The 19,500-nt window shown below is 59.3% G+C and carries 28 protein-coding genes and 1 pseudogene; 2 read left to right on the top strand and 27 right to left on the bottom strand.

Going from position 1 to position 19,500, the window contains the following annotated elements:
* Nucleotides 1-71 precede the first annotated feature (71 nt).
* From PAF20_RS06105 to rpmC, 26 genes are all read right to left on the bottom strand, one after another.
* Complete coding sequence (locus PAF20_RS06105) at nt 72-782, bottom strand: ATP12 family chaperone protein (protein WP_271072823.1); 711 nt, start codon at nt 780-782, stop codon at nt 72-74.
* Complete coding sequence (locus tag PAF20_RS06100; protein WP_271072822.1) at nt 779-1,432, bottom strand: HAD-IA family hydrolase; 654 nt, start codon at nt 1,430-1,432, stop codon at nt 779-781. The genes PAF20_RS06105 and PAF20_RS06100 overlap by 4 nt, the downstream gene beginning before the upstream one ends.
* Entirely contained in the window at nt 1,429-2,475 is a 1,047-nt protein-coding gene (locus tag PAF20_RS06095; RefSeq protein ID WP_271072821.1) for an RluA family pseudouridine synthase, read from the bottom strand. The genes PAF20_RS06100 and PAF20_RS06095 overlap by 4 nt, the downstream gene beginning before the upstream one ends.
* Entirely contained in the window at nt 2,472-2,846 is a 375-nt protein-coding gene (gene crcB, locus PAF20_RS06090) for a fluoride efflux transporter CrcB (RefSeq protein WP_271072820.1), read from the bottom strand. Before crcB ends, PAF20_RS06095 begins: the two co-directional genes overlap by 4 nt.
* Before the next feature lie 157 nt (nt 2,847-3,003).
* The gene (locus tag PAF20_RS06085) at nt 3,004-4,332 is read right to left on the bottom strand and encodes a replication-associated recombination protein A (RefSeq protein WP_271072819.1); all 1,329 of its coding nucleotides are present in this window, start codon (nt 4,330-4,332) and stop codon (nt 3,004-3,006) included.
* A gap of 299 nt (nt 4,333-4,631) precedes the next feature.
* Nucleotides 4,632-5,243 (bottom strand): autoinducer binding domain-containing protein, encoded by a 612-nt coding sequence (locus tag PAF20_RS06080; protein ID WP_271072818.1) that lies wholly within the window; start codon nt 5,241-5,243, stop codon nt 4,632-4,634.
* Nucleotides 5,244-5,511: 268 nt separating this feature from the next.
* Nucleotides 5,512-5,931 carry a 50S ribosomal protein L17 gene (gene rplQ / locus PAF20_RS06075; RefSeq protein WP_271072817.1) on the bottom strand — a complete coding sequence of 140 codons (420 nt, stop codon included), beginning with the start codon at nt 5,929-5,931 and terminating at the stop codon, nt 5,512-5,514.
* Nucleotides 5,932-6,047: 116 nt separating this feature from the next.
* Nucleotides 6,048-7,064 carry a DNA-directed RNA polymerase subunit alpha gene (locus PAF20_RS06070; RefSeq protein ID WP_271072816.1) on the bottom strand — a complete coding sequence of 339 codons (1,017 nt, stop codon included), beginning with the start codon at nt 7,062-7,064 and terminating at the stop codon, nt 6,048-6,050.
* Between the two features lie 118 nt (nt 7,065-7,182).
* Nucleotides 7,183-7,572: a 30S ribosomal protein S11 gene (rpsK, locus tag PAF20_RS06065; protein WP_271072815.1), complete on the bottom strand. Its 390-nt coding sequence runs from the start codon at nt 7,570-7,572 to the stop codon at nt 7,183-7,185.
* A 12-nt stretch (nt 7,573-7,584) separates the two neighbouring features.
* The gene (gene rpsM / locus PAF20_RS06060; RefSeq protein ID WP_271072814.1) at nt 7,585-7,953 is read right to left on the bottom strand and encodes a 30S ribosomal protein S13; all 369 of its coding nucleotides are present in this window, start codon (nt 7,951-7,953) and stop codon (nt 7,585-7,587) included.
* A gap of 217 nt (nt 7,954-8,170) precedes the next feature.
* A complete protein-coding gene (locus PAF20_RS06055) occupies nt 8,171-8,824 on the bottom strand; it encodes an adenylate kinase (protein WP_271072813.1) in 654 nt (217 codons plus the stop codon).
* A gap of 39 nt (nt 8,825-8,863) precedes the next feature.
* The gene (secY, locus tag PAF20_RS06050; RefSeq protein ID WP_271072812.1) at nt 8,864-10,237 is read right to left on the bottom strand and encodes a preprotein translocase subunit SecY; all 1,374 of its coding nucleotides are present in this window, start codon (nt 10,235-10,237) and stop codon (nt 8,864-8,866) included.
* Between the two features lie 120 nt (nt 10,238-10,357).
* Complete coding sequence (rplO, locus tag PAF20_RS06045) at nt 10,358-10,843, bottom strand: 50S ribosomal protein L15 (RefSeq protein ID WP_271072811.1); 486 nt, start codon at nt 10,841-10,843, stop codon at nt 10,358-10,360.
* 530 nt (nt 10,844-11,373) lie between these two features.
* The gene (locus tag PAF20_RS06040; RefSeq protein ID WP_271072810.1) at nt 11,374-12,000 is read right to left on the bottom strand and encodes a phosphatase PAP2 family protein; all 627 of its coding nucleotides are present in this window, start codon (nt 11,998-12,000) and stop codon (nt 11,374-11,376) included.
* Between the two features lie 66 nt (nt 12,001-12,066).
* Nucleotides 12,067-12,498 carry a hypothetical protein gene (locus PAF20_RS06035; RefSeq protein WP_271072809.1) on the bottom strand — a complete coding sequence of 144 codons (432 nt, stop codon included), beginning with the start codon at nt 12,496-12,498 and terminating at the stop codon, nt 12,067-12,069.
* 127 nt (nt 12,499-12,625) lie between these two features.
* Nucleotides 12,626-12,814: a 50S ribosomal protein L30 gene (gene rpmD, locus PAF20_RS06030; protein WP_271072808.1), complete on the bottom strand. Its 189-nt coding sequence runs from the start codon at nt 12,812-12,814 to the stop codon at nt 12,626-12,628.
* Nucleotides 12,815-12,826: 12 nt separating this feature from the next.
* Nucleotides 12,827-13,420 carry a 30S ribosomal protein S5 gene (gene rpsE / locus PAF20_RS06025; RefSeq protein WP_271072807.1) on the bottom strand — a complete coding sequence of 198 codons (594 nt, stop codon included), beginning with the start codon at nt 13,418-13,420 and terminating at the stop codon, nt 12,827-12,829.
* Nucleotides 13,421-13,538: 118 nt separating this feature from the next.
* Nucleotides 13,539-13,898, bottom strand: coding sequence for a 50S ribosomal protein L18 (gene rplR, locus PAF20_RS06020; protein ID WP_271072806.1), 360 nt, complete (start codon nt 13,896-13,898; stop codon nt 13,539-13,541).
* An 11-nt stretch (nt 13,899-13,909) separates the two neighbouring features.
* Nucleotides 13,910-14,443 (bottom strand): 50S ribosomal protein L6, encoded by a 534-nt coding sequence (gene rplF / locus PAF20_RS06015; protein WP_271072805.1) that lies wholly within the window; start codon nt 14,441-14,443, stop codon nt 13,910-13,912.
* Nucleotides 14,444-14,453: 10 nt separating this feature from the next.
* Nucleotides 14,454-14,852: a 30S ribosomal protein S8 gene (rpsH, locus tag PAF20_RS06010; RefSeq protein WP_271072804.1), complete on the bottom strand. Its 399-nt coding sequence runs from the start codon at nt 14,850-14,852 to the stop codon at nt 14,454-14,456.
* A 10-nt stretch (nt 14,853-14,862) separates the two neighbouring features.
* A complete protein-coding gene (gene rpsN / locus PAF20_RS06005) occupies nt 14,863-15,168 on the bottom strand; it encodes a 30S ribosomal protein S14 (protein WP_271072803.1) in 306 nt (101 codons plus the stop codon).
* Nucleotides 15,169-15,187: 19 nt separating this feature from the next.
* Nucleotides 15,188-15,748, bottom strand: coding sequence for a 50S ribosomal protein L5 (gene rplE, locus PAF20_RS06000; RefSeq protein WP_271072802.1), 561 nt, complete (start codon nt 15,746-15,748; stop codon nt 15,188-15,190).
* Nucleotides 15,748-16,053, bottom strand: a complete 306-nt coding sequence (gene rplX, locus PAF20_RS05995) for a 50S ribosomal protein L24 (RefSeq protein ID WP_147095529.1) — start codon at nt 16,051-16,053, stop codon at nt 15,748-15,750. Before rplX ends, rplE begins: the two co-directional genes overlap by 1 nt.
* Nucleotides 16,053-16,421 (bottom strand): 50S ribosomal protein L14, encoded by a 369-nt coding sequence (gene rplN, locus PAF20_RS05990; RefSeq protein ID WP_036703723.1) that lies wholly within the window; start codon nt 16,419-16,421, stop codon nt 16,053-16,055. The genes rplX and rplN overlap by 1 nt, the downstream gene beginning before the upstream one ends.
* Nucleotides 16,422-16,486: 65 nt before the next feature.
* A complete protein-coding gene (gene rpsQ / locus PAF20_RS05985) occupies nt 16,487-16,735 on the bottom strand; it encodes a 30S ribosomal protein S17 (RefSeq protein ID WP_271072801.1) in 249 nt (82 codons plus the stop codon).
* 10 nt (nt 16,736-16,745) lie between these two features.
* A complete protein-coding gene (rpmC, locus tag PAF20_RS05980) occupies nt 16,746-16,952 on the bottom strand; it encodes a 50S ribosomal protein L29 (RefSeq protein ID WP_271072800.1) in 207 nt (68 codons plus the stop codon).
* Nucleotides 16,953-17,210: 258 nt separating this feature from the next.
* On the opposite strand from rpmC, the gene PAF20_RS05975 reads away from it, so the two are divergent.
* A complete protein-coding gene (locus tag PAF20_RS05975; RefSeq protein ID WP_271072799.1) occupies nt 17,211-17,375 on the top strand; it encodes a hypothetical protein in 165 nt (54 codons plus the stop codon).
* 100 nt (nt 17,376-17,475) lie between these two features.
* Nucleotides 17,476-17,889: a DUF7282 domain-containing protein gene (locus tag PAF20_RS05970; RefSeq protein WP_271072798.1), complete on the top strand. Its 414-nt coding sequence runs from the start codon at nt 17,476-17,478 to the stop codon at nt 17,887-17,889.
* Nucleotides 17,890-18,163: 274 nt separating this feature from the next.
* Here the strand turns inward: PAF20_RS05970 and PAF20_RS05965 are convergent.
* Nucleotides 18,164-19,412 (bottom strand): annotated as a pseudogene (locus PAF20_RS05965) (IS256 family transposase).
* Nucleotides 19,413-19,500: the final 88 nt, after the last annotated feature.

Here is a 19,500-nt window from a genome sequence, read left to right as displayed (position 1 = left end):
GCAAATCATCCGATGGGCGACATTGTGCCGATCAGAGACGATGCGTCAAGCGGCGCACCTCCTATTACCGATCACTTAGGCAGGAGTGATAGCAGTTTTTCGGCATTTTCCATTGCTTCCAATCGGTTCCGGGCCGCAGCGGCCGCTTCCTCATCCTCTCCCCAGACCTCTTGCTGGTATTCTTCATCGATGCGCGAAAGGGCATGAGCTTCCGCTGCCGACAGCCGCCCTTCCAGCACCGCAAGACCGAGGATCAGCGACCCCGGCAGCGTGACCAGATCATGCAGCGCAGTCAGCCGGAACGGGTCAAGCCGGTCGATCCGGTCGCGCAGCCGGACCAAGGCGTTCGGGTTCTGCGGGATCGGCATCATTCCTTGCGTGACGTCCAGCCGCGCACCCATAGTCTCGTCAGCCCAGTCAAGCAGCGGGTCCCACCCTGCCCGCTGTCGTTCGCGCAGCGGCTCTGGCTCTACTGCGCGATAGCACAGCAGATCCGTGCCGCCATAGGCTGCCAGCATCCCGGCCACGGCATCGAATTGAGGCGTGACCTTTTCGATAGCGGAATTGGCGGCCCGCGTCAGGGGCATGGACAAAGGGTCGATCACACCTGACTGCGCTTTCCATTCCGCCGCAATGGCCTGCGCCAGTGCTTCGTTCGGAAGGATGAGGGGCAGCTTTCCGGGCGTCATCACCGGCTTTCCATCCAGCGTCACGCGCCAGCCACTATCGGTCCGCTCTGCCGCTGCCTGCTTCCAGAAGCGTCGCGCTTTCCATTCACTCACGTCGCCCACTCCTCGACCATCATCTGAAGCGCACCGAAATCCGGCGCGACTTTGACTCCAAGCGCCCGCAGTGCGTCCGCCCCGTGATAGCCCCACGAAACCCCGATGGCAGAGATTCCCGCAGCCATCGCCATCTGCATGTCGAATTCGGTGTCGCCGATCATGACCGCATCGCCCGGCGCTGCCCCGGCATCGGCGCAGGCCGACAACAACATCTCGGGATGCGGTTTCGAGGGATGTGTATCGGCGGTGCGAAGGCTGACGAACAGACCCCGCAAGCCGTGATGATCCAGCATCGCATCCAGCCCCCGGCGCGACTTTCCTGTGGCAATGCCAAGCAGCAGATCATCGCGGCGATGAAGCGCCTCCAGGCAGTCGCGCGCACCGGGATAAAGCGGCGCCTCATTCGCGATGCGGCGGGTCATGAAGGCCTGACGATAAGCCTCCACGGCAGCGTCGCGCTGCGCGGCAGGGGCATCGGGAACCAATGTCTCAACCGCAACAGGCAGCGACAGTCCGACGATGGACAGCACTTGTTCGCGCCCGATCGGATCAAGTCCGGCCGTTTCGAATGCCACATCCATAGCGCCGACAATAAGCGCCTGACTGTCGATCAGCGTGCCGTCGACATCAAATACAACGAATTTCAAATCGCCTCCTCGAACGGATCGGCGGGCACGTCATTTTCGTACCAGCCAAGCGTCTTCCACGTCCGCTTCATATGATCCGGCAGCGGCGCGGTCAGGGTAATCCGTTCCTTCGTGACCGGATGCGTGAAGGACAGGCTGCGGGCATGAAGGTGCAGTTTGCGGCTGATCTCTCCACCAAGCTGCGCACCCCAGCCATCGCCGAGGTTTTCCTGCCCCGAGCCGCCGTACTTTCCGTCGCCGACAATCGGATGCCCCAGCTCGGCCATATGCGCGCGAAGCTGGTGCGTCCGCCCCGTGATCGGCACCAACGCGCACCAACTGACACGCTGCGCCAGATTATCCAGAACCGCATAATCCGTGGTTGCTCGCTTCGCGCCCTCGGTCTGGTCAATGTCACGCGGCAGGACGGCAATCATCTTTTCGCCCTCGCCCCCTCGCCCGTGACCGGGCGCCTTGACCAAACCGTATCGCACCGTACCCATCTTCGGACTGGGCACACCGGCGACCGCAGCCCAGTAGATCTTGCGGGTATCGCGATGCCTGAACGCCTCTGACAAGCCACGCGCCACACGGTCGGTGCGGGCCAGCAGCAGGATGCCAGAGGTATCCTTGTCCAGCCTGTGCACCAGCTTCGGCTTTTCCTTATAGCCAAATTTCAGCGCCTCGCTAAGGCCGTCGACGTGCCGGTCCCCCTGCCCGCTGCCACCTTGTGAAGGCAGCCCCGGTGGCTTGTTGAGCGCGATGATATGCTGATCCTTCCAGATCACCGCCTTCTCTATCATCGCGGCGTCGGAATCCGTGATGCGCGGCCTCTCGGTCTTCGGCGCGGGCGCTGCGTCGGGCAGCGGCGGAACGCGGACCTCCTGTCCCGTTTCGATCCGGGTATTGGCCTTGACCCGTCCGCCATCTACGCGCAGCTCTCCCTTGCGGCACATCTTTTCGACGGCACCTTGCGTCAGTTGCGGAAAACGCTTTTTGAGCCAGCGATCAAGGCGCTGATCGGCCTCATCACTGCCGATCCGGATCGTCTGCACACGGCTCATGCCCAAAGCCCCCTTCCAATGGCCATACCTGCGAGCACCGCCAGAAGCGACAGCGTAACCGAGGCCAGAATATAGATCATCGCGCCCACCTGCTGGCCGCGCTCCCAAAGGGTCAGTGCATCCAACGAAAAGGCGGAAAACGTGGTGAAGCCACCCAGCACCCCGGTCATCAGTAGCGGGGCGAAATGGTTGTTCCAGCGATAGGTCATAAGCGCCGCGAGAAGCCCCATAAGAAGACTGCCCAGCACATTGACAACACCGGTCGCAATCGGAAAGCCGGGACCATGCAGCCAAAGCGCGCGCGTCGCGCCGTAACGCGCCACAGCACCGATCGCGCCGCCAAGGGCCACCTGAAGGAAAGGGTTCATCATGGGTTCGTGAATGTGCCGGTGATGGGGCAAAGTCAAGCTGATGGGGCGGCGGGCGGGAAAGGTGCTGGTGCGCTGAAGCGCACCCTACGGGTCAGATCCGGCGGCATGGTAGGGTGCGCTTCAGCGAACCGCGCAAACCCGCGGCCACACCACAAGCTCACCCCCCTCGTTTGGCGCGCTGCTGCACAAACCAGTCCAACCGCTTTTTCAGCTCTCGCTCAAAGCCACGCTCGACAGGTGAATACAGGACGGGACGCTTCATACCCTCGGGGAAATAATTCTGACCGCTGAAGGCGCCCTCGGCGTCGTGATCATATTCATAGCCCGTGCCATAGCCCTGTTCCTTCATAAGCTTTGTCGGCGCATTCAGAATATGGGCTGGCGGCATCAGGCTGCCGGTTTTCTTTGCCTCTGCCCTTGCCCCTTTATAGGCGACGTAACCGGCATTGGATTTCGGGGCGAGCGCCAGATAGATCACCGCCTGCGCAAGCGCCAGCTCTCCCTCGGGACTGCCCAAACGTTCGTACAGCGCCCATGCGTCCAGACAGTGGCGCTGTGCCGCCGGATCTGCCAGCCCGATATCTTCGACGGCCATGCGGGTGATGCGCCGTGCCAAGTAGCGAGGGTCCTCGCCCCCTTCCAGCATCCGCGCCAGCCAGTAAAGCGCCGCGTCGGGGTCACTGCCCCTGACGGACTTATGCAGAGCAGAGATCAGGTTGTAATGCTCATCCCCCGATTTGTCATAAAGCGTCGCCCGCTTCATCAGCCGCTGCGAAAGCTGCGCAGTGCCCAGCTTGCCATCGACCTTCCACGCCATCGCCTGCTCGATCAGGTTCAGCGCCGCGCGGCCATCGCCATCGGCCATTTCCAGCAGAGCTTCGCGTGCCGCGCCGTCCAAGGGCAGTTCTCGCCCCACCTCACGCTCAGCGCGCTGAGCCAGAAGTTCAAGGTCCGAAAGATCCAGCCGCTTTAGCACCACGACTTGGGCCCGCGACAGAACGGCGGCATTCAATTCAAAGCTTGGGTTTTCGGTGGTGGCACCCACCAGCAGGATGGTCCCATCTTCCATATGTGGCAGAAAACTGTCCTGCTGCGCGCGGTTGAAGCGGTGGATCTCATCGACGAATAACAATGTGCCGCTGCCGTTCTGGCGACGGACCTTTGCGGCCTCAAACACTTTGCGCAGTTCCGGTACACCCGAAAATATGGCGCTGATCTGGACAAAATGCAGGTCGGTTTCATCTGCCAGCAGACGTGCGATGGTCGTCTTGCCCACACCGGGCGGTCCCCAAAGAATAAGTGATGACAGGCTGCCTGCCGCCAGCATCGCACCCACCGGACCGTCGCGATCCAGAACCTCCTCCTGTCCAATCACCTCGGACAGATTGCGCGGTCGAATACGGTCAGCCAGCGGTGCCGGCCTGACGGATTTCTCACCCGCGGTCTCACTTGGCCCGTCGGGCGCATTGTCGAATAGATCGGGCATAACGGGCAAAGGATACGCCGCCCATCAGCCAAGCAAAAGGGTCAGCGTAAGCTCCGCGCCAGATTCGTCGCCACGACCTGAGATGCACCGTCTTTTAAACGCAGGACCGGACCCCTAAGCTTTTCCCTTAATCACACAAAGGCTTTACCAACGCGGCTAGTTTACATCGATCTGCCCAATATGGCTCAGCATGTATTCACACACATCAATGTTCACCGCTTTGTTAAGCTCTGCATGGACGTCCAGCGAATTCCCATCGGGAAAAATTGAATAACCAGGACGCGGCCAAGATAGAAATTTTACAAAAGGCGGTATTCCTTGGCTCTTTGTAGTGCCTCGGCAGTGGTTCTCGCCATTAACCTTTCTCTTGCAGAGATAAGTCGGGCTTTGAACGCGCTTTCCGTTATGCCAAGCTTTGCAGCTGCTGCGGCATGACGATCACCATCCGCAATACAGCGAAGGGCCTCAATCTGAGCCTTCGTCAAGCTATCCGGGGGTTCAGTGATGTCGTGCAGCAATCGGATGATCACCAGGATTTCCTCGATCTCGACGTCGGTGTACTCACGATCGTCACGCGTGAAACCTGCAATGGTGCGCGAACTTATTGGACCCGCAGATATCGCCACGCCGTATTTCAGACCGAACTTCGCCGCATCTTCGATGATGCCGAACGGGTCTGGCACGGGCAGCGCCGACCACCTGACAGACCCGGTGGTCGAAAAACCCCAGGCGATCGTCGGATCACGCAGCGCATAAGCCTTGTTCGAATAATGGTCGGACCATTCCTGCGGATAGGTTTGAAACTGCATAATCGGAGCCGCAAACCGAATGTGTAGCCCGATAAAATAACCTGTCGGCGCCAATGGATTCAGTTTTGCTAACAGGGCAGCTACTTCGGCTCTTGAGGGCATGTTGGGGTATTTTTCAGTTCAATTTTCAGAGTTATTGAAGAATGGACGTTTTCTGCCGTTAAGTGAAGTAAATTTCTAGCACACAATCACAAGGTGTAGTTTCTATCTTAAACTACCTCATAAGCCAGTGAAACCGCTAAAAAAACTATAATTGACGACAAAAACCACGCATGGTTTTGTAAATAAACTAATTTTTATAGCCCGTTCCGGAACGAAAAACGCCCCGCTGCAACTTGGCAAGCGGGGCGTTTTAGGAATTAGTGACGAATCAGTCTTCGGCGGAATCTTCGGCCTCGACACGGGCGCGATCACCAGCACCCTTGGCATCCAGATCACGGTCGACCAGTTCGATGATCGCCATCGGTGCCATGTCGCCATAGCGGAAGCCGGCTTTCAGAACGCGGACATAGCCGCCCTGACGGTCCTTGTAGCGCTCGCCCAGAACTTCAAACAGTTTGGCGACGTGCTGGTCCTGCTTCAGCTGCGAGGCAGCCTGACGGCGTGCGTGCAAGTCGCCGCGTTTGGCCAGCGTGATCAGTTTTTCAACGATCGGGCGCAGTTCTTTGGCTTTTGGCAGGGTCGTCTTGATCTGTTCATGTTCGATCAGCGAACCAGCCATGTTGGCGAACAGCGCCTTGCGGTGTTCGTGGGTACGATTAAGACGGCGATAACCGCGAGCGTGACGCATGATGTTTCTCCTTTAACGTCTTTTGCTTTGTCTGGCGGCCCATGCGTGCGGGCCACTCTCCTTGGGGCGGAATGCCCGAATTCAGGCGGGTGCGCCGAAACGCACCCTGCCCGGTCTTAGAACTGGTCGTCGAAACGCTTGGCCAGATCCTCGATATTCTCCGGCGGCCAATCGACGACATCCATACCCAGATGCAGGCCCATGCCCGAAAGCACTTCCTTGATCTCGTTCAGCGACTTGCGGCCGAAGTTCGGGGTGCGCAGCATCTCGGCTTCGGTTTTCTGGATCAGGTCGCCGATATAGACGATATTGTCGTTCTTCAGGCAGTTTGCCGAACGGACCGACAATTCTAGCTCGTCCACCTTCTTCAGCAGACGCGGATCGAATTCCAGACCGTCATCGTCGCTTTGCGCGCGTGCGGCTTCCGGCTCGTCGAAGTTCACGAAGACGGACAGCTGATCCTGAAGGATACGGGCGGCATAGGCCACGGCGTCTTCCGGTGTCAGCGAGCCGTCGGTTTCGACCTTCATGGTCAGCTTGTCATAGTCCAGCACCTGACCTTCGCGGGTCGGCGTGACTTCATAGCTGACGCGCTTGACCGGCGAGAAGATCGCGTCGATCGGAATAAGACCGATGGGCGCATCTTCCGGACGGTTCTTGTCGGCGGCGACATAGCCCTTGCCGGTGGCGACGGTCAGTTCGACATTCAGGTCAGCGCCGTCATCCAGATGGCAGATGACATGGTCGCGGTTCAGGATAGTGATCCCGGCCGTTTCCTGAATGTCACCAGCCTTCACCTCGCCCGGCCCCTTGGCCGAAAGCGTCAGGCGCTTGGTACCTTCGACATCCATTTTCAGCGTGACGCCCTTGAGGTTCAGGACGATGTCGGTCACGTCCTCACGAACGCCGGCGACGGACGAAAATTCGTGCAGCACGTTATCGATCTGCACCGAAGTGATTGCCCCGCCCTGCAGCGAGGAGAGCAGCACACGGCGCAGCGCGTTGCCAAGCGTCAGGCCAAAGCCCCGCTCCAGCGGTTCGGCAGTGACCGTGGCAGTGCGGGTCGCATCGGCACCAGTCTTGATGTCGAGTTGCGCGGGCTTGATCAGCTCTGCCCAGTTTTTATGGATCATGCGTTTGCCTCCATACCTGTTCCGATCCCATGACCAGTAATCGAAACGCCCGAGGTGAAATACGAAAAGACCCGTCCGCGCCGCCGATTGGGGGCGCGAACGGGAAAATCAGGTCCGATCAGACGCGGCGGCGCTTGGGCGGACGGCAGCCGTTATGGGCAATCGGGGTCACGTCACGGATCGCCGTGATGTTGAAACCGACCGCTGCCAGAGCACGAAGCGCGGATTCACGACCAGAGCCGGGACCCTGAACTTCGACTTCCAGCGTGCGGACGCCGTGGTCCTGTGCCTTCTTGCCAGCATCTTCGGCGGCCATCTGGGCGGCGTAAGGGGTCGATTTGCGCGAACCCTTGAAGCCCATGGTGCCGGCCGAGGACCATGCGATTGCGTTGCCCTGAACGTCGGAGATCAGGATCTTGGTGTTGTTGAACGAGCTGTTCACATGCGCCACACCAGCGGCGATGTTCTTACGCTCTTTGCGCTTGGTGCGCACCTTATCACGTGCCATCTGCCTGCCTCCTTACTTCTTCTTGCCGGCGATCGGTTTCGCCGGGCCCTTGCGGGTGCGGGCATTGGTATGGGTGCGCTGACCGCGGACCGGCAGGCCCCGGCGGTGGCGCAGGCCACGATAAGAGCCCAGATCCATCAGACGCTTGACGTTCATCTGGTTCTCACGACGCAGGTCACCTTCAACGGTCAGGTTTGCGTCGATATATTCGCGGATCTGCAGCACTTCTGCGTCGGACAGCTCATTGACGCGGCGGGTCGGGTCGATGCCGACAGCCTCAATGATCTGACCGGCGAAATGAGGGCCGATCCCGTGGATATAGGTCAGTGCGATGGGGACACGTTTCCCCGTCGGAATATTGACGCCAGCAATACGAGCCACGCGTTATCCTTTTCATGTTGCGGTTCCGTAGCACCGGAACCTTTTTTCACAACCAAAGGCCCGAAATTTGCTTTCGGGCCTCAGCCAGTTCACCAGAATGGTGATTCCCCTTTCGGGCTGCTTGCAAATAGTGGTGGAACGGAACCTTGTCAACCATTCGGCAAGATTCTTATTCCACGCTATTTTTCCCCGCCCGATCCCGTGCAGAAGATGCGGCTTACAGCCCTTCAACCACCGACGCCATCTGACCCGCGACATCTTCGACGGCGGCCATGCCATCAACCGGGTGAAGGTTGCCCTTGGCATAGTAGTAACCGATCAGCGGCGAGGTTTTCTTGTAATATTCGAGCAGCCGCGTTTTCAGGCTTTCGGCATTGTCATCGGCACGGCGGCGCAGATCCGTCGAACCACAGACATCGCAGACACCTTCCTTCTGCGTCGGCTTGGTCTTGTCGTGATAGACCTCGCCGCAATTTCCGCAAGTGTAGCGGCCAGAGATACGTTCGACGAGTGCTTCGTCATCCACCCGCATCTCGACCACGCCATCAACCTTCTGGCCCATCCCGCCTAGCAGATCGCCAAGCGCATCGGCCTGCGCCAGCGTCCGCGGGAAACCGTCGAAGATGAAGCCCGGCGCATCTGTCGTTTCCAGCTTTTCGCGGATCAGCCCGATGACGATCTCATCCGTGACAAGCTGACCCTTATCCATCACCTCCGCGACGACTTTGCCCATCTCTGTTCCGGAAGAGCGTGCTTCGCGCAGCATGTCCCCGGTCGAAAGCTGGACCAGCCCCCGCTCCTCAACCAACCGGCGTGCCTGCGTTCCCTTGCCCGCGCCGGGTGGTCCCAGAAGGATGATGTTCACTGTCATGGGGGGTCCCTCTTCCCTTATCTAGTGGTTACCGTCGCGTCAGCGGCGCGACGGTGCCTTACGTTTTCTCGGCTTGTCGCCAGGCTTGCGTTTGCCACGCAGCTGCGACTTCTCGATCAGACCTTCATATTGATGCGCGAGCAAGTGGCTTTGCACCTGGTTGATCGTATCCATCGTCACAGAGACGACAATCAGCACAGAGGTCCCGCCAAAGTAGAACGGCACGGCGAACTGGCTGCGAACGACTTCTGGCAGCAGACAGACGGCAGCAAGATACAGCGAACCGATCGTCAAAACGCGGTTAACGACATATTCCAGATAACCCTCGGTCTTCTTGCCGGGACGGATGCCGGGAATGAAACCGCCCTGATTTTTCAGGTTCTCTGCCACGTCGTCGGCTTTGAAGGCGACGTTATGGGTATAGAAGAACGAGAAGAAGATGATCATGCCTGCGAAGAACAGCAGATACAGCGGCTGACCAGGGCCGAAATAGGCAAGGATCGTCGACATGACCGGCCCGGTCTGATTGCCCGAAAAGGTAGAGATCGTGACCGGCAGCAGCAGCAGCGAGGATGCGAAGATCGCCGGGATAACGCCTGCCGGGTTAACCTTGATCGGCAGGTGAGACGACTGACCGTCATAGACCTTCATGCCAACCTGACGGCGCGGATACTGAATGGTGATCTTGCGCAAGGCGCGTTCCATGAACACCACAAAGGTGATCACAGCAATAACCATCACGATAATGCCGATGATAACCGGGGTCGAGATCGCGCCCGAACGGCCTTGGCTGAAGAACTGCGCCAACGCGCCGGGGATTTCCGCCACGATACCGACAAAGATGATCAGTGAGATACCGTTGCCGATGCCGCGGGCGGTGATCTGTTCGCCCAGCCACATCAGGAACATGGTGCCGCCGACCAGCGTGATCACCACCGAAGCCTGGAAGAAGAATCCCGGATCATGGGCCAGACCGCCCGCCTCCAGAGAACGGGCAAGACCGTAGGCCTGGAACAGCGCCAGTGCCACGGTGGCATAGCGCGTGTATTGGTTGATCTTCTTGCGCCCCTGCTCACCCTCTTTCTTCATCTGCTCAAGCGCGGGCACCATGGATGCCAGAAGCTGAACGATGATCGAGGCAGAGATATACGGCATGATGCCGAGCGCGAACACGCCCATCCGCCCAAGCGCGCCGCCGGTAAACATCGACAGGATGCCACCAATGCCCGCCTGCGCCTGCTCCATAAAGTCGCGGAGCGCCTGCCCGTCAATGCCGGGGACCGGGATATAGGTGCCGAGGCGATAGATGATCAGCAGACCAAGCGTAAACCAGATTCGCTGACGTAGTTCCGTGGCCTTGCCCAATGCCCCCCAAGAGAGGTTTGCGGCCATCTGTTCTGCGGCTGACGCCATATTTGCCCCCAATTCGCGGGTCGTATCATGACTGCGCCGCCGGATCTGGTTGAGACCCCGCGGCGCTAAAGGAAACTCGGTGCAGTATGTAAGGGGAGCAGCGCCCCCTCACAAGCACAATCACTCGGCCGCTGCTTCTTCGCGTGCAGGAGCGGTCAGGGTGATCTTGCCGCCAGCCTTTTCGATGGCTTCAACAGCCGATTTGGATGCACCGGCGACCGTCAGGTCCAGCTTCGCTTTCAACTCGCCCTTGCCCAGAACGCGCACACCGTCCAGCTTGCGGCGGATAACGCCAGCTTCCAGCAGCGCATCTTCGGACACGGCTTTCTTGGCGTCCAGCTTGCCAGCGTCGATGAAGGACTGGATCTGGCCCAGATTGACGACAGCGTATTTCTTGGTGTTCGGCGCCGTGAAGCCGCGCTTCGGCAGGCGGCGGTACAGCGGCATCTGGCCGCCTTCGTAACCGTTCAGCGCAACACCCGAACGCGAGGTCTGACCCTTGATACCACGGCCAGCGGTCTTGCCCTTGCCGGAACCGGGGCCACGGGCGACGCGCTTTTTCTTGCGGTTCGCGCCTTCATTGTCGCGGATTTCATGCAGTTTCATATCGCTTCTCCTAAGCCGGAAACGCCCCATGAAGCGAAAGGGGACGAACGCGGCATTTCTTTCTTGTTGAATCAGTACCCGAACGGCACCGGCGTGACCTATAGTCAAACGAAGCTGCGGTCAAGCGCGGGAATGCCCACAAATGCGAGCGTACGTCACCAACGACTCGTCACAATGTCATCCCACATGAGTCACAATTTCCGATGTCAGTTAACATTTTACAAATATTTCATAGGCGGATTATTGCCAATGCAGAAGATCAATGATATAACAATATCCATCTGAGAACCTGCGGACTGCCGACCCGCTAAGATGCTGAGTTAAGGATGATCCGGCGGGCCACGCCCGTTTCAGCGCAGATACTGGCATTTGGGGGCGATCCCATCCGATCGGCTCTGGGTGTTGTAGTATGCGTGTTAACCAGCGATTTTTTTCGTAACGATCTTCCCAGAGCCGATTAATACCACGCGATGAAGACACGTTCAGCAGTTCTTTAGTTAAGCTGCGCTATCCGTGGCATGTTTCCATCCTCAGATCACTTCGTTTTTTTCACTTTCCTCCGGCCAAAGCCGATGGACAAGTGCCTCCGCCGCAAAGCCGACGGCTGCACCGGCGACAACATCGCTTGGATAGTGGCTGGCCCTTGGCACCTGTATCGCGCCTATCGCGGCGGCAGCGGCAAAAGCAGGCGCGCGGGCCTGCGGATAAACCCGCGAAATTGCGCGCGCGACCGCGACAGCATTGGCGGTATGACCCGAAGGAAAAGAGTTCCACGGCCCGTCATTTGGCCCACCCTTTCGCCGGTCGTAATGCCCATGTTCGCGTAGCATGAAAGGTCGCGTCCGGGTGACGCTGGCTTTCACCATGGATTTTGCGGCAGTGGCCACGGCAAGCGCTGCAAAGCAGCGCAACCCGGCCTCTGTCAGACGAGGTTTCCCGGCGAGAAATCCAGCTAGTCCCGCAACTGTCGCAAGCGTAAATGCCGGCGGCTGATCCGAAATCTCACTGATGAAGCCTAGCACCTTGATTGCGGGATGATCTGCGTGGCGCGCGACTTCCATCGTCGCCTCAACCTCGGCCTGCTCTGCCTCCTCCGCTGCGCTTTCGGGTTCCTTCTCGATCGGTTCGGCCCGACCGTTCTTTGTTTTTTGGGTCATTGGAAATACCTGCACTGAATATCCGACCCAACGCCCGGATGGTGCTGCAGGTTGCGCAGGGAAACCTCAGAAACGGGTCTTCTTGACGCCCATCTCATCGCAGAGCCGGTCATAGGCCTGCTGCGCCCAACCGACGGAAAGGGCATATTGAGCCATCCTCTCAATATTTGCCGGCGGCTCGACAGAGAGCACTTCAAGAATCTGGCGCAAGTGAGAGCCCGCGCAATGGATATAGTCCGGCTCTCCCTCGCCAAGGGCCCAGTTCAAGAACCCGCCGCCCGGCCATCTGGCGCGTTTGCGCATCCGCGCCGATTCATAAAGCTTAAGGTGCAGGAAACGTAGCAGTTCTTTCGGCATGTGCGGCATGACGGCCACCTGGTTGCCGTAATTCGTTGCCCTCTCTACCAAGTCGGGAACACGCCAGTCGTTCGAAACCGGCGGCGCATCGCCAAGGGCACGAATAGGAGGGCGCTTATCCGGGAATATATCCTCGGCCATGAAACAAAATCCTGCAATCGCATGCCGAAGTGAAACCGACCTTGCGACATCCCGCAACTGCAGGCGCAGAGGCTGCCAGACTGGCCGGTCGGCTCAAAGAAAAGGCCGGGTCGCCCCGGCCTGTTCATCAGTTCTTTTCTTCGATGATCACGGCAAGATGCGGGATCTTGGCGACCATGCCGCGGATAGCCGGCGTATCTTCCAGCTCGCGCGTGCGGTTCATCTTGTTCAGGCCCAGGCCCTTCAGCGTCTCACGCTGGATGGCGGGGCGGCGGATCGGCGAGCCGATCTGCTTGACGACGATGGTTTTAGCCATTGTTGCCTCTCCTTACGCTTCAGCCGAGGTGACGGTGGCGTCGGTGCCGACAGTCGCTTCGGGTGCCTTTTCCTGGCTGGGCAGGATGTCGGCAACTTTCTTGCCACGACGCTGCGCAACCGAACGGGGCGAAGCCTCGGACTTCAGACCGTCCAGCGTGGCGCGGATCATGTTGTAAGGGTTCTGCGAACCCAGCGATTTCGCAACGACGTCCTGAACACCCAGCATCTCGAACACGGCGCGCATCGGACCACCGGCGATGATCCCGGTGCCCGGAACCGCGGTGCGCATCACGACGCGGCCCGCACCGTGGCGACCTTCGATGTCGTGGTGCAGCGTGCGGCCATCGCGCAGCGGCACGCGGACCATGTTGCGCTTGGCTTGTTCGGTTGCCTTGCGGATCGCTTCCGGCACCTCTTTGGCTTTGCCCTTGCCGAAGCCGACACGGCCCCGCTGGTCGCCGACAACGACCAGAGCGGCGAAGCCGAAGCGCTTACCACCCTTGACGGTCTTCGACACACGGTTGATCGCAACCAAGCGATCGGCGAATTCCGGGGTTTCATCGCGGTCTTCGCGACGGCCCCGACGGTTTTCACGTTCTGCCATAAGGCATCCTTTCAGTGGTGGCGCAGCTTCGCGCCGTTTGGCTCAATCCAGGTGGGCAGGACAGCACAAGGCCCCTGCCCCCGGATCATCGGGACGGCGCGAACGCCGCCCACGGGTCTTAGAATTTCAGACCGCCTTCGCGGGCTGCGTCGGCAAGCGCCTTGATCTTGCCGTGGAACAGGAAACCGCCACGGTCGAAGACGACTTCTTCGACACCGGCCTTTTTCGCACGTTCCGCGATGGCTGCGCCGACCTTGGCGGCAGCCTCGACGTTGTTCTTGCCCACGACGCCAAGATCTTTTTCCAGTGTCGAGGCAGCGGCCAGGGTGCGGCCCTGGACGTCGTCGATCAGCTGGACAGAGATGTTCTTGGACGAACGGTGGACGGACAGACGCGGGCGGCCAGAGCCTTCCGCGCGCAGTTTGTTCCGGTTGCGCAGGCGGCGCTTGAGGAACAGATCTCTCTTTTTCAGTGCCATTTTCGCGCCCCTTACTTCTTCTTGCCTTCCTTGCGGAAGACATACTCGCCCTTGTAGCGGATGCCCTTGCCCTTATAGGGCTCCGGCGCGCGCCACTCGCGAATATTCGCGGCAACCTGACCAACAAGCTGCTGGTCGATACCTTCCACAACGACTTCGGTCTGCTTCGGTGCGGTGATCGTCACGCCGTCGGGCGTTTCGAAATTCACCTCATGCGAATAACCAAGCGACAGCTTCAGGGTTTTGCCCTGCATCTGCGCACGATAGCCGACGCCCTGGATTTCCAGCTCTTTCTTGAAGCCTTCCGACACGCCAGTCGCCAGATTGGCAACCATAGAGCGGGTCATACCCCATTGCTGGCGCGCACGCTTGGACAAGCCACGCGGGGAAACGACAACGTTGCCCTCTTCCAGTTTCAGTTCGACATCGTCATTCGCGGTGAAGCTGCGGGTGCCTTTCGGACCCTTCACCTCGATCGTCTGACCTTTGATCTCGGCCGTCACACCCTTGGGCAGTTCGACCGGTTTTTTACCAATACGAGACATCCTGCCCTCCTTAGAATACGGTGCAGAGCACTTCACCGCCGACATTGGCGTTACGTGCATTTGCATCCGACATCACGCCTTTCGGCGTCGAGACGATGGAAACGCCCAGACCCTGACGGACCTGCGGGATTTCCTTGGCACCGGCATAGACGCGGCGACCCGGCTTGGACACACGGGCGAGTTCGCGGATAACCGGCTGGCCTTCGAAGTATTTCAACGAGATTTCCAGCTCTGTATGGCCGGCCTCGGTGGTGACTTCTTCATAGCCGCGGATATAGCCTTCGGCCTGCAGCACATCCAGAACCCAGGCGCGCAGCTTGGAGGACGGCGAGCGGACGGTCGATTTGCCGCGCAACTGCGAGTTGCGGATACGGGTCAGCATATCGCCGAGAGGATCGTTCATATTCATTGTCGCCCCCTTACCAACTCGATTTGACCAGGCCCGGGATCGCGCCCTGAGCACCAAGCTCGCGCAGCATGATCCGGCTGAGTTTCAGTTTGCGGTAATACGCATGCGGACGGCCGGTCAGCTGGCACCGGTTGTGCAGGCGCGTCGCCGAAGAGTTGCGCGGCAGTTCGGCCAGCTTCAGCGTAGCCTTGAAGCGCTCTTCCATCGGACGCTCTTGATCGTGGATGATCTCGTTCAGTTCGGCACGCTTTTCGGCGTATTGCTTGACGAGACGTTCGCGCTTCTTCTCGCGCTCGATCATGGATTTCTTAGCCATATCTTCTTTCCCTCCGCGATCAGCTGTTGAACGGCATGTTGAATTGCTTCAACAGCGATTTCGCTTCCGCGTCGGTCTTCGCGGTGGTGCAGATGATGATATCCATCCCCAGAACTTCGTCGACCTTGTCGAAGTTGATTTCCGGGAAAACGATGTGCTCTTTCAGGCCCATGGCATAGTTGCCGCGGCCGTCGAAAGCCGTGCCTTTAACACCGCGGAAGTCGCGGACGCGGGGCAGCGCGATGTTGATCAGACGATCCAGGAATTCGTACATCCGGTCGCCGCGCAGGGTTACCTTGGCACCCAGCGGCATTTCTTCACGGACGCGGAAGCCGGCGATGGACTTCTTTGCCTTCGTGATCACGGCTTTCTGACCGGCGATCAGCGACAACTCATCCGCGCCTTGCTTGACCTTCTTGGTGTCCTTGACGGCCTCGCCGATGCCCATGTTCAGGACGATCTTGTCCAGACGCGGGATCTGCATGTCGTTCTTATAGCCGAACTCTTCCTTCAGTGCGGCACGGACCTTGTCCTTGTATGCCGACTTCAGGCGCGGGGTGTATTGTGCTTGGTCCAGCATCAGATAACGTCTCCCGTGGTCTTGGCGAAACGGACCTTCTTGCCGTCTTCCTCGCGGAAGCCGACGCGGGTCGCTTTGCCGTTCTTGTCCAGCAGAGCCAGGTTCGACAGGTCGATCGGCATGTTCTTGGGAACACGGCCGCCCTGCGAATTCTGCGACTGACGGGTGTGACGCAGCGCGATGTTCACGCCGTCGACGACAGCCTTGCCGTCTTTCGGCAGAACCTGCGTGATCTCACCCTGCTTGCCCTTGTCCTTGCCGGCAAGGACGACGACCTTGTCGCCTTTTTTCAGCTTGGCAGCCATTACAGCACCTCCGGAGCGAGCGAGATGATCTTCATGAAGTTCTTCGCGCGCAGCTCGCGCACGACCGGCCCGAAGATACGGGTGCCGACCGGTTCGCCCTGGTTGTTCAGGATGACGGCGGCGTTCTGGTCGAAGCGGATCGAGGTGCCGTCTTCGCGTTTCACTTCTTTGGCGGTGCGCACGACGACGGCCTTGCGGACGTCACCTTTCTTCACGCGACCACGCGGGATGGCTTCCTTAACGGAAACGACAATGATGTCGCCCACCGACGCATAGCGACGGTGCGAACCACCCAGAACCTTGATGCACTGCACCCGGCGAGCGCCGGAGTTGTCAGCTACATCCAGATTGGTTTGCATCTGGATCATGGTTTACTCCCGACCTTTGGGGACGGCGATGCATGCCGCCCCAGGGTTTCGAATATTACTGGACCTCAGGCCGACGCGGCTGCGTCATCCGTCAGAACGGTCCAGCGTTTGGTCTTCGAGACCGGCGCACATTCGACGATACGAACGGTGTCACCGACCTTGAATGCGTTATCCGCGTCATGGGCGCGGTATTTCTTCGACGAACGCACGGTCTTGTGCAGCAGCGGGTGCTTGAAGCGGCGTTCCACCAGAACGGTTACGGTCTGCTCGTTCTTGTCCGAGACGACTTTGCCTTGCAGGATGCGTTTGGGCATATCGGTCCCCTTACTTCGACGAGGCGGCTTCTGCCGCTTTCTGGTTCAGAACGGTCTTCACGCGGGCCACGTCACGGCGGACGCTGCGCATACGTGCAGTCGATTCGAGCTGGCCGGTGGCCTGCTGGAAGCGCAGATTGAACGCTTCCTTTTTCAGCGCGACGAGCTGCTCATTCAGCTGCTCGGGCGTTTTTTCTTTCAATTCCTGCGCTTTCATTGCGCTTCTTCCTTTCAACATCACCGGAGAGCCCCGCATTGCGGGCCACCCTTGATCCGGTGGAGTTTCGTGATGAAGCCGTGCCTATATGCGCCTTTGCCCGTGGTGACAAGCATTTTCTTGGATTTTTCGCCGATGCTTGCGCTGCATATGAGGATGCACATAACTCTTCCCTCATAGCCGTTGATTTTGCCGCCTGCATCTGCGTAACTGCGATGGCCTCAATTTAAGCCGGAGATCGTTATGAAGAATCCCTGGATGAGTGTTTGGCTTTCCACAGCGAACAGCATCGCCGGCGCCTCGCGCGGGCAGATGATGGCCGAGATGCACAAGGCCCAGAACCAGATGATCCGCGACTGGCAGAATGCCTGGTTCGATATCTGGCTGGGCATGTGGTTCCCGATGGGTGGCGGCAGGAAATAGTTGCCTTCACGACCCCGTGATCGCCGCAACTTTCGCCGCCTGCGCGCCGTCCCTTCGTCAAGCTGTCCAATAACGGCCAGCCTTTTGACGGAGTATAGTTATGAAAATTCTGACACTGACGACCGCTATCGCAATTCTCGGCACCGGCGCTGCGTTCGCGCAGGATGCAATGACCCCGATGGTCGAAGCCGCCGATCAGGACGTCAGCAATGGCGTCGTCAGCGCCACGCGCATTGTCGCACCCGCCAATGGCTGGATGGTCGTGCACCGCACCGATGCCGAAATGCAGCCCGGCCCCGTCGTCGGCTACGCCCCCATCCGCATGGGCGAAACCAGCGACGTCGCCGCCATCCTGACCGAAGAGGTCGCCAGCGGTGACATGCTGATGCTGATGGTCCATGGCGAAGAGGGCGGCGAGACGACCGGAGCCTTCGAATACACACTCGGCGCGACAGAGGATGGGCCGATCCGGGTGGATGAGGAGCTGGTGATGGCGACTATTACGGCGCAGTAAGCCTGCGGTAATTAGTTTGTGTTAGCGAGTGCGCCCTTGCGGCACCGCCGCGGGGGCATTTGTTTAGCTGATGCGATTCGCGGCACCGTATAGCTGTTTTGTCAGAGTCGACAGGAATCTCCATCCGCTATTTACTTGTAGCGCTGATCCCTTTCCACTCATTACAGCGGAGCAAACCAATGGAAGGGCACTACCAGCTTCCACCGCGGCAAGCGGCCCATCGAATGGGGCGAATACCGCAGCGAGCTATGCCCGAAAGTTGGTGACGGCGTTATCAGGCGGCCGGTTGAAGTTGCTTGATGCCGTCGATGAATGCAATGCCCTGAATGATCTCAGGCATGCGGTTTGATCCGTCGAGTTTTCGCCATTTGCCCTGCGCTGACATCATCAGTTTGAACGCCATTGCCAGCCCGGTTTTGCGGCTCAAGCAGCCCTTGGTTTTGCCGGTTCGGTGACGGACGGTGGCGAAGGTGCTTTCGATGGGGTTGGTTGTCCTGATATGTTTCCAGTGTTCCGCAGGGAAGTCATAGAAAGCAAGTAGCCCCTCGCGGTCCTTGACCAGCTTGGCCACCGCCTTTTCGTATTTCACACCGTAGGTTTCGACGAAGAAGTCGAAGGCAGCGTTGGCCTCGGCCTTCGTCTCCGCCTGCCAGATATCATGCAGATGGCCCTTGGCTTTGGCCTGGACCGACTTGGGCATCGCATTCAGGACATTTCCGGTTTTGTGGAACCAGCAGCGCTGTTCACAGGGGTCTCCAAACACCTCGCGCAGGGCTGCCCAGAACCCGAGTGCGCCGTCGCCAACGGCCAGATCGGGTGCGTGAGAAAGGCCGCGTCGCTTGAGATCGAGGAGCAGCTCACGCCAGCTCTGGGTGCTTTCCCGATAAGCCGTCCGTCAGGCCCAGAATTTCCTTTCGACCCCATTCATCCGCGCCAATGAGAACCAGGACGCATTGTTTCTCTTCCATTCGTGGCTGGAAATACACGCCGTCCGCCCAGACATAGACGATGCGCCGGGCACTGAGGTCGCGTTTCTGCCAACGTGCATAATCCTCCCACCAGTCGGCTTTGAGGCGCGAAATCGTGGTGGATGACAGGCCAGCCGCAGTCGGGCCAAGCAGCGCGGCCAGGGCTTCCTGGAAATCACCCGTGGAAATGCCCTTCAAATAGAGCCAGGGCAGCAATTCCTCGACGGATTTGGCCTTGCGTAGATACGGCGGCAGGATCGACGAGGTGAAGCGCACCTTCTCAGCCTGCTCACCGCGGTCCCGAACGCGCGGCACTTTCACGGCCACAGGGCCGACGCCGGTCATGACCTCGCGCTCTGGCAAGTGGCCATGTCGGACGACCCGAGCATGCCCCATCGGTGTCCTGTCATCGGCAAACTGCGCAAGCAACGCGCCAAGCTCAGCCTCAAGCGCCTGTTCGATCAATTGCCGCGCTCCAGACCGGATCAGGTCGGTGAGCGGATCGGCGGAAAATCCGGATGGATCAGGCAAGCCGGTGATGGTATCTTCTCTCATGTGGCATATCCCTTTCTCTACGAGAATTGACGGCGTCTTGAACACCGCCATGATATGCCGCCCCTCAGGGGCCATCACCAACTTTCAG

It is taken from the genome of Paracoccus albus (assembly GCF_027913035.1).
Taxonomy (GTDB): Bacteria; Pseudomonadota; Alphaproteobacteria; order Rhodobacterales; family Rhodobacteraceae; genus Paracoccus; species Paracoccus albus.
Note: the sequence above shows the minus strand (reverse complement) of the source record. Positions and strands in the feature narration are given on the sequence as shown.

Excerpts from the sequence above, each read along its gene's own strand:
- PAF20_RS06095 (WP_271072821.1), bottom strand. The coding sequence starts at position 2,475 with ATGAGCCGTGTGCAGACGATCCGGATCGGCAGTGATGAGGCCGATCAG.
- rpmC (WP_271072800.1), bottom strand. The coding sequence starts at position 16,952 with ATGAAAGCGCAGGAATTGAAAGAAAAAACGCCCGAGCAGCTGAATGAG.
- PAF20_RS06040 (WP_271072810.1), bottom strand. The coding sequence starts at position 12,000 with ATGACCCAAAAAACAAAGAACGGTCGGGCCGAACCGATCGAGAAGGAA.
- PAF20_RS06035 (WP_271072809.1), bottom strand. The coding sequence starts at position 12,498 with ATGGCCGAGGATATATTCCCGGATAAGCGCCCTCCTATTCGTGCCCTT.
- PAF20_RS06055 (WP_271072813.1), bottom strand. The coding sequence starts at position 8,824 with ATGACAGTGAACATCATCCTTCTGGGACCACCCGGCGCGGGCAAGGGA.
- PAF20_RS05975 (WP_271072799.1), top strand. The coding sequence starts at position 17,211 with ATGAGTGTTTGGCTTTCCACAGCGAACAGCATCGCCGGCGCCTCGCGC.
- rpsN (WP_271072803.1), bottom strand. The coding sequence starts at position 15,168 with ATGGCTAAGAAATCCATGATCGAGCGCGAGAAGAAGCGCGAACGTCTC.
- crcB (WP_271072820.1), bottom strand. The coding sequence starts at position 2,846 with ATGATGAACCCTTTCCTTCAGGTGGCCCTTGGCGGCGCGATCGGTGCT.
- rpmD (WP_271072808.1), bottom strand. The coding sequence starts at position 12,814 with ATGGCTAAAACCATCGTCGTCAAGCAGATCGGCTCGCCGATCCGCCGC.
- rplF (WP_271072805.1), bottom strand. The coding sequence starts at position 14,443 with ATGTCTCGTATTGGTAAAAAACCGGTCGAACTGCCCAAGGGTGTGACG.
- rpsH (WP_271072804.1), bottom strand. The coding sequence starts at position 14,852 with ATGAATATGAACGATCCTCTCGGCGATATGCTGACCCGTATCCGCAAC.
- PAF20_RS05970 (WP_271072798.1), top strand. The coding sequence starts at position 17,476 with ATGAAAATTCTGACACTGACGACCGCTATCGCAATTCTCGGCACCGGC.
- rplE (WP_271072802.1), bottom strand. The coding sequence starts at position 15,748 with ATGCTGGACCAAGCACAATACACCCCGCGCCTGAAGTCGGCATACAAG.
- rplQ (WP_271072817.1), bottom strand. The coding sequence starts at position 5,931 with ATGCGTCACGCTCGCGGTTATCGCCGTCTTAATCGTACCCACGAACAC.
- rplO (WP_271072811.1), bottom strand. The coding sequence starts at position 10,843 with ATGAAACTGCATGAAATCCGCGACAATGAAGGCGCGAACCGCAAGAAA.
- rpsQ (WP_271072801.1), bottom strand. The coding sequence starts at position 16,735 with ATGCCCAAACGCATCCTGCAAGGCAAAGTCGTCTCGGACAAGAACGAG.
- rplR (WP_271072806.1), bottom strand. The coding sequence starts at position 13,898 with ATGGCACTGAAAAAGAGAGATCTGTTCCTCAAGCGCCGCCTGCGCAAC.
- rplN (WP_036703723.1), bottom strand. The coding sequence starts at position 16,421 with ATGATCCAGATGCAAACCAATCTGGATGTAGCTGACAACTCCGGCGCT.
- PAF20_RS06070 (WP_271072816.1), bottom strand. The coding sequence starts at position 7,064 with ATGATCCATAAAAACTGGGCAGAGCTGATCAAGCCCGCGCAACTCGAC.
- PAF20_RS06080 (WP_271072818.1), bottom strand. The coding sequence starts at position 5,243 with ATGCCCTCAAGAGCCGAAGTAGCTGCCCTGTTAGCAAAACTGAATCCA.
- secY (WP_271072812.1), bottom strand. The coding sequence starts at position 10,237 with ATGGCGTCAGCCGCAGAACAGATGGCCGCAAACCTCTCTTGGGGGGCA.
- rplX (WP_147095529.1), bottom strand. The coding sequence starts at position 16,053 with ATGGCTGCCAAGCTGAAAAAAGGCGACAAGGTCGTCGTCCTTGCCGGC.
- rpsE (WP_271072807.1), bottom strand. The coding sequence starts at position 13,420 with ATGGCAGAACGTGAAAACCGTCGGGGCCGTCGCGAAGACCGCGATGAA.
- PAF20_RS06085 (WP_271072819.1), bottom strand. The coding sequence starts at position 4,332 with ATGCCCGATCTATTCGACAATGCGCCCGACGGGCCAAGTGAGACCGCG.
- rpsK (WP_271072815.1), bottom strand. The coding sequence starts at position 7,572 with ATGGCACGTGATAAGGTGCGCACCAAGCGCAAAGAGCGTAAGAACATC.